At 38.1% G+C, this 13,244-nt stretch carries 10 protein-coding genes; 5 read left to right on the top strand and 5 right to left on the bottom strand.

What is annotated here, in order from left to right; all coding sequences use genetic code 11:
- Positions 1 to 34: 34 nt before the first annotated feature.
- The 4 genes from rlmKL (at position 35) to cmoB (ending at position 7,972) form a co-directional block, all read left to right on the top strand.
- The gene (gene rlmKL, locus JP36_RS00295) at positions 35 to 2,170 is read left to right on the top strand and encodes a bifunctional 23S rRNA (guanine(2069)-N(7))-methyltransferase RlmK/23S rRNA (guanine(2445)-N(2))-methyltransferase RlmL (protein WP_039170790.1); all 2,136 of its coding nucleotides are present in this window, start codon (positions 35 to 37) and stop codon (positions 2,168 to 2,170) included.
- A gap of 2 nt (positions 2,171 to 2,172) precedes the next feature.
- Positions 2,173 to 5,604, top strand: coding sequence for a transcription-repair coupling factor (gene mfd / locus JP36_RS00290; protein WP_039170787.1), 3,432 nt, complete (start codon positions 2,173 to 2,175; stop codon positions 5,602 to 5,604).
- A 97-nt stretch (positions 5,605 to 5,701) separates the two neighbouring features.
- Positions 5,702 to 6,988 carry a serine--tRNA ligase gene (gene serS / locus JP36_RS00285; RefSeq protein WP_039170785.1) on the top strand — a complete coding sequence of 429 codons (1,287 nt, stop codon included), beginning with the start codon at positions 5,702 to 5,704 and terminating at the stop codon, positions 6,986 to 6,988.
- A gap of 18 nt (positions 6,989 to 7,006) precedes the next feature.
- Complete coding sequence (cmoB, locus tag JP36_RS00280) at positions 7,007 to 7,972, top strand: tRNA 5-methoxyuridine(34)/uridine 5-oxyacetic acid(34) synthase CmoB (RefSeq protein WP_039170783.1); 966 nt, start codon at positions 7,007 to 7,009, stop codon at positions 7,970 to 7,972.
- Between the two features lie 205 nt (positions 7,973 to 8,177).
- Here the strand turns inward: cmoB and JP36_RS00275 are convergent, their stop codons facing one another.
- The 5 genes from JP36_RS00275 to JP36_RS00255 form a co-directional block, all read right to left on the bottom strand.
- Entirely contained in the window at positions 8,178 to 8,432 is a 255-nt protein-coding gene (locus JP36_RS00275) for a hypothetical protein (RefSeq protein ID WP_234702127.1), read from the bottom strand.
- A gap of 45 nt (positions 8,433 to 8,477) precedes the next feature.
- Complete coding sequence (locus JP36_RS00270) at positions 8,478 to 9,995, bottom strand: DHA2 family efflux MFS transporter permease subunit (protein WP_039140910.1); 1,518 nt, start codon at positions 9,993 to 9,995, stop codon at positions 8,478 to 8,480.
- A gap of 14 nt (positions 9,996 to 10,009) precedes the next feature.
- A complete protein-coding gene (locus tag JP36_RS00265; protein ID WP_039170780.1) occupies positions 10,010 to 11,176 on the bottom strand; it encodes an EmrA/EmrK family multidrug efflux transporter periplasmic adaptor subunit in 1,167 nt (388 codons plus the stop codon).
- A 21-nt stretch (positions 11,177 to 11,197) separates the two neighbouring features.
- Entirely contained in the window at positions 11,198 to 11,713 is a 516-nt protein-coding gene (gene mprA, locus JP36_RS00260; protein WP_231924180.1) for a transcriptional repressor MprA, read from the bottom strand.
- Positions 11,714 to 11,911: 198 nt separating this feature from the next.
- Positions 11,912 to 12,493 (bottom strand): NAD(P)H-dependent oxidoreductase, encoded by a 582-nt coding sequence (locus tag JP36_RS00255; protein ID WP_039170774.1) that lies wholly within the window; start codon positions 12,491 to 12,493, stop codon positions 11,912 to 11,914.
- Between the two features lie 176 nt (positions 12,494 to 12,669).
- On the opposite strand from JP36_RS00255, the gene hpt reads away from it, so the two are divergent.
- Entirely contained in the window at positions 12,670 to 13,209 is a 540-nt protein-coding gene (hpt, locus tag JP36_RS00250) for a hypoxanthine phosphoribosyltransferase (RefSeq protein WP_039145805.1), read from the top strand.
- Positions 13,210 to 13,244 lie beyond the last annotated feature (35 nt).

The raw sequence follows: 13,244 nt of genomic DNA, 5'->3' as shown, positions 1-13,244 counted from the left end.
CATTAAATAGAAATTAAATATAGAAATAAAAATAATGAATCAGCTATTTGCTACCACAGCTCGTGGTTTTGAAGAATTATTAAAAAATGAGTTGGAACAACTTGGTGCAGCGCAGTGTAAAATTGCACAAGGTGGCGTACATTATCAGGCGGATGATGAAACGCTTTATCGCACATTGTTGTGGAGTCGATTAAGTTCTCGAATTTTATATCCATTATTTACCGCAAAAATTTATGATGATGCTGATTTATATGCGGCTACCGTTAGTTTTGCGTGGCAACAACATTTTTCGGCACAAGACAGTTTTGTCGTCGATTTTAATGGCACTAATCAGGCGATTCGACATACACAATATGGGGCAATGCGTATCAAAGATGGCATTGTCGATTACTTTACCCGTCAAGGTGAACCGCGACCACAAGTGGATAAAGATTATCCGGATATTCGTATTCACGCTTATTTAAATCGTGAACAGTTGACGGTTTCTCTTGATTTAAGCGGTGAGGCGTTACATTTGCGAGGTTATCGTAGTGATAGCGGTGCTGCGCCGTTAAGAGAAACATTGGCGGCAGCCATTGTTATTCGTTCTGGTTGGCAGATCGGTACGCCATTGCTTGATCCAATGTGCGGTTCAGGCACATTGCTAATTGAAGCAGCTCAGATGGCAGCTCAAATTGCACCACAGCTCAATCGTTTACATTGGGGCTTTAATCATTGGAAAAAACATCAGATACACGTATGGCAACGAGTAAAAGAGCAGGCGTTAGCACAAGCGGAGCAAGGGCGTTCGCAATCTAAATTGAGCTTTTTCGGGCGTGATTGTGATCAAAAAGTATTGCTGAAAGCAAAACAGAATGCTGAAAATGCCGGTGTTGCGGAATTTATTGATTTTCAAGTAGCAGATGTTGCAGATTTAGTGGCGCCAACCACAGAAGTCGGTACGGTTATTTGTAATCCACCATATGGAGAGCGTTTGGGGACAACGCCGACCTTAATTGCCCTCTATTCTTTGTTTGGACAGCGTTTAAAACAGCATTTTTCCGGTTGGAAAGCGTCTATTTTTAGCGGTGAAGTCAGTTTATTAGACTGTTTACGTTTGCGTTCATCTCGTCAGTTCAAAGCGAAAAACGGTCCATTGGATTGTGTGCAAAAAAATTATCTGATTTCTCATCTTGATCGTGATCACGAACAGCGCTCTACACTAGAAGTGAATCAATCCGCAAATGTTGCACCCGATTTCAGTAATCGTTTAAGTAAAAACATCAAGAAAATTGAAAAATGGGCGCAGCAACAAGGTTTAGATGCTTATCGTTTATATGATGCGGATTTACCGGAATACAATTTAGCGGTGGATCGTTATGCGGATTATATTGTGATTCAAGAGTATGCACCACCGAAGAATATTGATCCGCAAAAAGCTCGCCAGCGGTTGTTGGATGCGGTAACGGCAACTCTGACTGTAACCGGAGTGGCAACTGACCACTTGGTGTTGAAAGTGCGTCAAAAGCAAAAAGGCAGCAGTCAATATGAAAAATTAGCCAATAAAGGCGATTATTTTTTTGTGCAGGAATATGGCGCTAAATTGTGGGTGAATTTAACTGACTATCTGGATACAGGGTTGTTTTTAGATCACCGTTTAACACGCAAGATGGTTGGCGAAATGGCAAAAGGAAAAGATTTCTTGAATTTATTTGCTTATACTGGTTCTTGTTCAGTACACGCTATTTTAGGTGGGGCTAAATCTAGTACAACTGTTGATATGTCAAATACTTATCTCAACTGGGCAGAACAAAATTTTATTTTGAATGAGATCAAAGGTAAACAGCATAAGTTGATTCAAGCGGATTGTTTGCAATGGCTAGACAAAGCGACAGGGCAGTATGATTTAATTTTTGTCGACCCACCGACATTTTCCAATTCGAAACGAATGGAAAATAGTTGGGATGTGCAGCGGGATCACCTAATGTTGTTGGCAAAATTGAGTAAATTATTGCGCAAACAGGGTACGATTATTTTTTCCAATAATAAACGTGGCTTTAAGATGGATTTTGACGGCTTAGCAGCTTTGGGTTTAACGGCAGAAAATATTTCAGAAAAAACGTTACCGTTGGATTTCCAACGTAATCCGCAAATTCATAATTGTTGGCGTATCACTTTTGAGCAAGAGTAATTATGCAGATTTTTGATATCAATATTCCGAAAAAAGCAAAAGATCATAAGGTCTTAGGTAATATGATTGCCGATAGTCGAGTATTGGCGATTACAGAGATTGCAACACAGTATCAAGGATTGGTGGTAGTGGTAACGGCGGATATGCGGCAAGCTAATCATTTAGTGCAGGCGCTACAACAGTTTTCACTAACAGCACAAATTTTTTCTGATTGGGAAACTTTGCCTTATGATAATTTTTCACCACATCAAGAAATTATCTCAACTAGATTAAGTACATTATTTCAGTTGCAACAGCAACAGAAAGGTGTTGTCATTTTGCCGATCAATACCTTAATGCAGCGTGTTTGTCCACCAAGTTATTTAGCACAAAATGTTTTTTTAATTAAAAAAGGACAAACTTGCCAACTTGAACAGCTTAAATCTCAATTGATTAAAGCCGGTTATCGAGCCGTTGATCAAGTATTTGAACACGGAGAATTTGCAGTGCGAGGCGCACTGCTTGATCTTTATCCAATGGGAAGTGTTTTACCGTATCGGTTGGATTTTTTTGATGATGAAATTGACAGTATTCGTACCTTTGATGTTGATACACAACGTACAATAGCTGAAATTCCACAGATTGATCTGTTACCGGCACACGAATTTCCTATTGATGAAAAAGGAATTGAGTTTTTCCGCACTAATTTTCGTGAAAAATTCGGTGAAATTCGTCGCGATCCGGAACATATTTATCAACAAATCAGTAAAGGAACGTTATTTGCTGGAATTGAATATTGGCAGCCACTCTTTTTTGAGAAGATGGCAACTTTCTTTGATTATATTCCAATCAATACACTGTTTATTACGGATGAAAAAATTCAAAATAACGGTGAACTCTTCTTTAGTGATGCAGAATCACGTTATGAAAGCCAAAAAGTTGATCCGATGCGTCCGTTATTAGCGCCGAATGAATTGTGGCTAAAAATGGAATATGTCAATCAATATTTAAAAGATTATCCACGTTTAACCTTGTCAGAGCAGTGTTTAGCAGAAAAAGCGAGCAATCAAAATTTGGCAATTAAAGCATTGCCGGAATTAACAGTCCATTCCCAGCAAAAAGAACCGCTAAAACAGCTAAGACATTTCATTGAGCAATTTGAGCAACCGATCATCTTTTCGGTAGAGAGTGAAGGACGGCGAGAAACGTTACTCTCTTTGTTAAAACCATTGAAGATCAAGCCGACTTCAATCACATCATTGGAACAACTGCCGCAGCAGCGTTTTAATTTAATGATTGGGGCAATGGATCGTGGTTTTATAGCAGAGCAGAAATTTGCCTTTATTTGTGAAACTGATCTTTTAGGAGAGAAAGTTCAGACGCGTCATCGACAACAACAAAAAAACGTTAATCCTGACGCTTTAATTCGTAATTTGGCAGAATTAAAAATTGGACAGCCGGTGGTACATTTGGAGCACGGTGTCGGGCGTTATGACGGTTTGACAACATTGGATGCCGGTGGAATGGTGGCGGAATATCTGGTATTGCGTTATGCCGACGAAGCAAAATTATATGTGCCGGTTTCTTCGTTGCATTTAATCAGTCGATATGTTGGCGGTGGAGAAGAAAATGCGCCGTTACATAAATTAGGCAGTGATGCTTGGGCAAGATCACGGCAAAAAGCAGCAGAAAAAGTGCGTGATGTGGCAGCGGAGCTGTTAGATGTGTATGCGAAACGTGAATCTCAACCGGGATTTGCTTTTAAATATGATCGTGAGGAATTCCAACAATTTGCTGATACGTTTCCTTTTGAGGAAACCTATGATCAGCAGATGGCAATTAATGCAGTGATTGGCGATATGTGTCAGGCGAAGCCGATGGATCGCTTGGTTTGTGGCGATGTGGGGTTCGGAAAAACGGAAGTGGCGATGCGAGCTGCTTTTTTAGCAGTAATGAATCATAAACAGGTAGCAGTGTTGGTACCAACTACTTTATTGGCGCAACAACATTATGATAATTTTCGTGATCGTTTTGCTAATTTACCGGTAAATGTGGAAGTTTTATCACGTTTTAAGACATCAAAAGAGCAAAAAAATGTATTAACTCTTGTTGAAGAAGGAAAAATTGATATTTTAATTGGCACGCATAAATTGTTACAGGGTGATGTTAATTTCCACGATTTAGGATTGCTGATTATTGATGAGGAGCATAGATTCGGTGTCAGACAAAAAGAAAAAATTAAACAGCTCCGCAGTAATATTGATATTTTGACGCTGACGGCAACACCGATTCCACGTACTTTAAATATGGCGATGAACGGTATTCGCGATTTATCGATTATTTCAACACCACCGGCACGCCGTTTGGTAATTAAAACCTTTGTCAGAGAACAAGATAATCGCGTTGTGCGTGAAGCCATTTTGCGTGAAATTTTACGCGGTGGACAGGTCTATTATCTGCATAATGATGTTGCTACTATTCAAAATTGTGCGGAAAAACTGGCAGAATTGGTTCCTGAAGCGAGAATAGGTATTGGACACGGGCAAATGAGAGAGCGTGAACTAGAACGAGTAATGACAGATTTTTATCATCAACGCTTTAATGTTTTAGTTTGTACTACCATTATTGAAACGGGTATCGATATTCCAAGTGCCAATACCATTATCATTGAACGTGCCGATCATTTCGGATTGGCGCAACTACATCAGTTACGTGGACGTGTTGGGCGTTCGCATCATCAAGCGTATGCTTATTTATTGGCTCCGCCGGCAAAATTGATGACGAAAGATGCACAAAAACGGTTGGAAGCTTTGAGTAGTTTAGATAATTTAGGTGCTGGTTTTGTTCTGGCAACTCACGATCTGGAGATTCGGGGAGCTGGAGAATTATTGGGAGATGAACAGAGTGGACAGATTGAAACTATCGGTTTTTCACTGTATATGGAGATGCTGGAAAATGCGATGCAAGCTCTAAAACAGGGTAAAGAGCCGTCATTAGATGAATTAACACAGTCTCAGGTTGAGATTGATCTACGCATTCCGGCATTATTACCCGAAGATTATCTCGGTGATGTGAATTTGCGTTTATCCTTCTACAAAAGAATTGCCGGTGCGAAAACAGAAGAAGAACTTTCCGAGCTTAAAGTGGAATTGATAGACCGTTTTGGCTTATTACCGAATGCGACTAAAAATTTATTTGAAATTGCATCATTGCGCTTACAGGCAAAACCGTTGGGTATTCAAAAAATAGAAACGATGGCAACAGGCGGTTTTATTGAGTTCAGTGCTAATACTCAGCTTGACCCAATGGTTTTCTTAAAACTAATTCAACAAGCACCGAAAGTTTATCGTTTTGATGGTCCTCACAAATTTAAATTTGTGAAAAATTTTGATGACAGTCAACAACGTTTGGATTTTGTAGCGGAACTCATTGCAAAAATTGCAGCACAAAATTAGGAAAATTATTTAAAAATTTCAAACGGGAACAGTGAGTTTCCGTGTTAAAATAAGCATATTCTTAGTCATTAGATTTAAAAGCAAAAAGGAAAAGAGAATGATTGATCCGAATTTATTGCGTAATGATTTGGCAGCAACTGCTGAAAAATTATTAACAAAACGAAATTTTGTTTTAGATGTTCAAAAAATTGAGCAGTTAGAAGAACAGCGCAAACAATTACAAGTGAAAACTGAAACTTTACAAGCTGAACGTAACTCTCGCTCTAAAGCAGTCGGTGCGGCTAAAGCTAGAGGTGAAGATATTCAACCGCTATTAGCCGAAATGGATAATATGGGAACTGAATTAGATCAGGCTAAAATCGCATTGGATCACGTGTTGGAAGAGTTGCGCCAAATTGCATTGTCGATTCCGAATATTCCGGCAGAGGAAGTGCCGTTAGGCAAAGATGATAGTGAAAATCTAGAGGTTTCTCGTTGGGGAGAGCCTAAGCAGTATGATTTCCCAATTCGTGATCACGTAGATTTAGGTGAATTAAGTGGCGGTATCGATTTTCCGACAGCTGTAAAATTGACAGGTGCAAGATTTGTTGTGTTAAAAGGTAAAATAGCACGTTTGCATCGTGCATTGACACAATTTATGTTGGATTTGCATACTGAACAGCACGGTTATTTGGAAATGTATGTGCCTTATTTAGTTAATCACGAAACACTTTACGGTACAGGTCAATTGCCTAAATTCGGTGAAGACCTATTCCATACCAAACCATTGGAAGGCGAACAGCCTTATGCATTAATTCCGACAGCAGAAGTGCCAGTTACCAATACTGTTCGTGGAGAAATTATTGATGTGGAAGATTTACCACTTAAAATGACAGCCCATACACCTTGTTTCCGTTCCGAAGCTGGTTCTTATGGACGTGATACTCGTGGTTTAATTCGTATGCATCAATTTGATAAAGTAGAATTAGTTCAGATTGTAGAGCCTGAAAAATCAATGGATGCATTGGAAGAATTGACTGGACACGCTGAAAAAGTGTTGCAGTTACTAGGATTACCTTATCGTAAAGTATTGCTTTGTACTGGTGATATGGGCTTCGGTTCTTGCAAAACTTATGATTTGGAAGTATGGGTGCCAGCACAAAATACTTATCGTGAAATTTCATCTTGTTCAAATATGTGGGATTTCCAATCTCGTCGTATGTCAGCACGTTATCGTGTTAAGGGTGAGAAGAAACCTCGTTTAGTTCATACATTGAATGGTTCAGGTTTGGCTGTTGGACGTACACTAGTTGCTGTTTTGGAAAATTATCAACAAGCTGACGGTTCTATTATAGTGCCGGAAGTGCTACGACCTTATATGAATGGCTTAGAAGTGATTCGTTAAGGAATATTTTATCTGTTTATGATTGATTTCCGTCCTTTTTACCAGCAGATAGCGACAAGCGAGTTGTCTGCTTGGTTGGAGACCTTGCCGGCACAATTAAAACAATGGCAATCAAATACTCACGGCGAGTATGAGAAATGGGTCAAAGTAATTGAATTTTTGCCGGAACGACAATCTGCTCGGATTGAGTTACAACATAGTGTGTCTGCGGAATTGGACATACCATTATCCGAAGGTGAACGGCAACGAATGATTTATCATTTAAAACAGTTAATGCCGTGGCGCAAAGGTCCTTTTCATCTCTATGGAGTATATATTGATTGTGAATGGCGTTCCGATTTTAAATGGAATCGTCTTTTACCGCATATTTCACCATTAAAAGATCGTTTGGTTTTGGATGTAGGGTGTGGTAGTGGTTATCATATGTGGAGAATGGTGGGTGAAGGTGCTAATCTTGTTGTTGGTATAGATCCAACGGAGCTATTTCTGTGCCAGTTTGAAGCAGTAAGAAAGTTGCTGAATAATGATCGCCGCGCACATTTGATTCCGTTAGGAATCGAGCAGATGCAACCGTTAAATGTATTTGATACCGTATTTTCAATGGGGGTACTTTATCACCGTAAATCACCATTGGATCATCTTTCTCAATTGAAAGCACAATTGCGGAAAGGAGGTGAGTTAGTGCTGGAAACGCTAGTTGTTGATGGTGATAAGAATAGTGTGCTTGTTCCGGGGGATCGTTATGCAAAAATGAAAAATGTCTATTTTATTCCATCGGTGGAGGCACTGTTAAATTGGTTGAATAAAACTGGTTTTAAAAATGCACGTTGTGTTGATGTAGCGGTAACTTCGTTGCAGGAGCAACGGAAAACGGAATGGCTGGAAAATGAAAGTTTAATTGATTTTCTTGATGCGTCTGATCATAGCAAAACAATTGAAGGTTATCCGGCACCGAAACGTGCGGTGATTATTGCCGAAAAATAATAACAAGGTGTTGAAAAAGATGGGAAAATCCCATCTTTTTTAGTCATTCAAAGAGGTTTTCTGTTTTCTATTATCATCAAAATTTTATTCAGCCAGCCAGCGCCCAGACTTCGGCTTCATTTGTAACTACTTCTGTGGCAGCATTGAAAATCAAGCCGTATTGCGATTTCTTCCTTTATCAATGATTGCTAAATAATAGAGATCGTCAGATTGCTGATTTTGCTGTAAAAATTATCGAATATTCTTTACCTGGCAAGGCATTCATTGGCAAGTAGATCCATTGTAATGCTAAACTTTCAGGACAAATATTATCCAAATAATGCTCAGTGCAAAGACGCTCTAAGCGGCAATAATGGACTTCTAAGCTATTAATATTCGTTTTTTCTCCGGCGGTAAAATTTTCAATAACTTCGCCAATAGCTTGATTAAAAATGTTGATAGGTATGTTGCTTATTATCATCAAAAAACGGTGTGGCGGAATTAGGTGACACACCGTTTATTATGGTTAATGTTTTGTACCGAAAGGTGGTTTTGCTAACCAAATAATGACAAAAAGCAACATAAATGCAATAGCTGAAACATAGAATATTTCGTTTGCACCAATAATTAGCCCTTGTTGTGTGATTTGATTAGCAAGAGAAGCGGCTGTTTGTGTTTCATTCAAGCCTTTTTCTGCCATTGCTTGGAAATATTGCTGAGATGCTGGATTGTACGGCGTAATATTTTCCACCATTTCACCATGATGTAGAGCCTCGCGATTATACCACATAAACGTGGTTAAGGATGTCCCGACTGAACCAGCTAAGGTACGTAAAAAGTTGAATAAACTTGAAGCAGAGGCTGTTTCTTCAGGTTTTAATCCTGAAAGAGTAATAGTGGTTAAAGGCATAAAGAAGCAGGCAACAGCTATCCCTTGTATAAATTGAGGAAGAGCTACTGCAGCAAAATCCATATCAGGTTCAAAAGTGACTGCACGCCAGTGGAATGTCAATGCATAAACGAAGAAACTGACAGTAACCAATAAACGCATATCCACTTTATGTCCGAAACGTCCGATAATGGGGGAGAGTAACAGCGGAAATAAGCCAATTGGTGCAGTCGCAAGACCTGCCCACGTTGCTGTATAACCATATACCTGCTGTAATAACAGCGGAATTAAAACAACAGAACCTAAATAAATTAGGAATGCTAGAGAGGTACAAAGGCAACCGACAGTGAAATTGCGTTTCTGAAACAGCGCAATATCAACAATAGGATGTTTTTCACCCAATTCCCAAATGATTAAGGTGATTAAACCAATGGCAGCAATAATTGCTAATACAACAATTTCAGTTGAATTGAACCAATCTTCTTCACGTCCACGATCCAACATTAATTGTAAGGCTCCTACACCGAAAATAAGCAGAATTAAACCGATACTGTCAATCGGTTGCTTGTAGGTTTTAGTTTCACGATCTCTTAATGTAATTTGTGTGAATAAAATAACTAAAATTCCAACTGGAATATTGATAAAAAAGATCCAACCCCAATGGAAGTCATCGCTTAGCCAGCCGCCTAAAATCGGACCGCAAATTGGTGCAACCACCACAGTCATAGACCAGAAAGCTAATGCCATTGCACGACGCTGTGGAGGATAGTTATTGAGTAATAAACTTTGTGATAATGGTACAATTGGACCAGCAGCTAAACCTTGAATAATACGGCAAGCAATCAACATATTCAGTGAATGTGAAATACCGCATAACCAAGAGGCAATAACAAAGATCAGCACTGAAACCAAAAATAGTTTTACTTCACCGAAACGCCGAGCTAGCCAACCGGTAATAGGAATTGCAATTGCATTTGCAACACCAAAAGAGGTGATTACCCAAGTTCCTTGTGTACTTGAAGCTCCTAGATCGCCAGCGATAGTAGGAATAGCAACATTAGCGATAGTTGAATCAAGGACTTGCATAAAAGTAGCCAACGCAAGCCCTAATGTCATCATAACTAATGCGCCGCCTTTAATTGGTGTTTGATTCATTCTGACACTCCCAATTAATGACTATTCTGTTGGATAATTTCCATAATTTCTTGATCAATCGGCGCTAAATCATAATGTACAGTATCAGTTTGATAAAGAGGTTGATTACGAACCTTACTCGGTAGCACCTCTCCATCTTGATTTGAAGTATTGACTTCTGCTGTTGCTGAGAGTCCTATGCGTAATGGATATTTCTGGATCTGTTCTGGATTAAGGGTGATTCTGACTGGCAGACGTTGAACTACTTTAATCCAGTTTCCGGTTGCATTTTGTGCCGGCAAAAGTGAAAAAGCACTACCTGTTCCAGCATCAATACCAGTTACTGTACCGTCAAATTCAATGTCATCACCATATAAATCAAAAACGATATTAACCGGCTGACCTATTCGGATATTTTTTAATTGGGTTTCTTTAAAGTTGGCATCTAACCAGATCTGATTAAGTGGCACTACGGCAAGCAATGGCGAACCTGCTTTAATACTTTCACCCACCTGTACACTGCGTTTAGCAATATAACCAGTAGCCGGACTGATTACTTTAGTGCGCTGTAAATTTAACCACGCTTGACGAACATTGTCAGCTGCTTGAATCACGGCAGGTTGTTCGGCAATAGGTGTATTTAGCAATAAGGCTTTAGTGGCATTTAACTGTTCATATGTCGCATTCAAATCGCTTTTCGCTATTGTTACCGCATCAACTGCGTGTTGATAATCTTCTTTGGATACTGCACCGGTTTTATTCAAACCTTGACGACGAGAAAGATCTTGCTCGGCTTGTTTTAATGCAATCTGTTTGGCGGCAAGTAGAGAGGTCAATTGTTTCTCAGTAAAAGTGAGTTGGGTTGTTTTACGGACGGTATCAGCTAAAGTATGTTTAGCTTGAGAAAGTGCTAATTTAGCATCATTATTATCAAGCTCAACTAAAACATCACCTTTATTGACTAAATCAGTGCTTTCAAAATTTACTTTGGCAACACTGCCGGAAACTTGAGATGAAACTTGAATGATATTGCCCGCCACATAGGCATCATCAGTTTCAGTAAAATCTTTAACAAAAAATAACCAGTAGAGAAAACAGGCTGCGGAAATTATAAGTAATAAAATAAAGAAGGAAACTAGACGTTTCCTTCTAATGTTATTACGAACAGTATTCTTTTTTTCTTGTTCGGACATCTCTGACATATAAAAACCTTAAAGTAAAAACTACGTTCTATGAGGATGATACTCATCTAAACGTTTTGATAGTTTAAGCAATAATTTACGCAGAGTTTGATTCTCTTTGTCAGTGAGTACACTGAAGATAGAACCCATTAATTCCCATTGATGAGGTAAAATATCTTGCAAGAATTTCAAGCCTTTCTCATTAATACGTAAACTGAAACAACGTCTATCTTCCGGCACGCTAATACGATCAATTAACCCTTTATCGACAAGCTCATCGGAAATGCGAGTTGCATTAGTGCGTGATGAACCTAAGATTTCACTAAGATGTGAAGGTTGAATTTCGTGGTTAGGTTGCAAATAAGTTACGATCAATGCTTCAAAAAGCGTATGATTCAGTCCCACCTCTTTAAGGAAATGGTTGCGATGTTCAAGATAATTACTATTCACATTGAATAATAAACGTACAAGAACGACTTGATCTAATGGCATATTAGGGAAATCTTCTGCATAAATTTTTAATACGCTATCAGTATCAGATAACAATTTATTCATCATAAGTTACCTCGGGCAATAATATAGAGTAAAACAAAAAACCTTGCAATAATAACTTGTCAAATTATATTTTGATCAAGTTTACTTAAAGTTGCCAAATAATTTACAATTAATGATACATAAATTATGTAAAGCAATATAAATACCTAGCAATAAGTATTTATAACAAAAGTTATAAAGATGTTGTATTAAAATATATGTCTATTTTTGTTTGTGCAACACTTTTTTTACATTTTCTAAAATTTGTTTGCGTAATTTATCATCAATAATATGAATGTCGCCGAAAAAATGAGAATGAATATCCGTAATACCACAATAATTGAAAAGACCGTTCACCAGTGTGTGATCAAATGCCTGCATAAATCCCTTTTGCTGATATTCGTATATGTTATTCCCAAATGTTACAAATTGTAACATTTTTTTATCATTTAATAACCCTTCACTGCCGTTGTCATCTGTTTTATATGCAAATCCGTGACTAAAAACACGATCGAGATATCCTTTTAATATAGCAGGGAATCCCATCCACCAAAGTGGATAAATAAGAGTAATGAGCTCTGCCTCTTTAATAAATTGTTGTTCCGATTTTATATCAACAGGAATGTTACCTTTATTAATCTGTTCAAACTCATTCCATGTTAGAATAGGATTAAATTTAAGTTGATAAAGATCTCGGATGACTACATCCATTCCCATTTCTTTAGAAGTTTGAACCACTTCTTCTAGAATGGCATGATTGAAGCTGTTTTCGTTAGGATGTGTATAGATGATTAAGTGTTTCATCACTTTTATTTCAATAGAGTAAGGTTATCAATAAGCGCAAGTAATATTATTGTAATAATTGTATTTATTCAATATGTATGCTACATAAATTGAAAGATTTTTTTGGAATATTTTTTAATTTTTGTAAATTGAGTGTATTATCACCAAAAAGGTATCTACTAGGGAGTTATAGTCGAATGAAAAAACACCACTTGGAAACATTAATCACCAAACAAAATGTGACATCAAGAATTGAAGAGTTAGGTAAAGAAATAAGCCGTTACTACCAGCATAATAGAAGTGAAGGTATTTATGTGGTGGGGTTGTTACGGGGTTCATTTATGTTTATGGCGGATCTCGTTCGTACAATTGATATACCGTTAGAAGTAGACTTTATGGTAGCGTCTAGTTATGGAAGCGGTATGATCACTAATCACGATGTCAAAATCGTAAAAGATTTGGAAGGCGAAATTAGAGGCAAAGACGTTTTGATTGTGGAAGATATTATTGATACCGGTTATACCTTGGATAAAGTAAGACAAATTTTATCTTTGAGAGAACCAAAATCACTACACATTTGCACATTGTTAGATAAACCGTCACGCCGTGAAGTGGAAGTTCCTGTTGATTGGATTGGCTTTAGTATTCCCGATGAATTTGTTGTCGGTTATGGTATTGATTATGCTCAACAATATCGTCAGTTAGGATACATTGCTAAAGTTATATTGGAAGAGTAATGAACAGGTAGTTTTAGCTAAAGGTAGGGGAGATC

Source organism: Gallibacterium genomosp. 1 (genome assembly GCF_000771875.1).
GTDB lineage: Bacteria > Pseudomonadota > Gammaproteobacteria > Enterobacterales > Pasteurellaceae > Gallibacterium.
The sequence above is the reverse complement of the archived record's forward strand: the minus strand, read 5'-3'. Positions and strand labels throughout refer to the sequence as shown.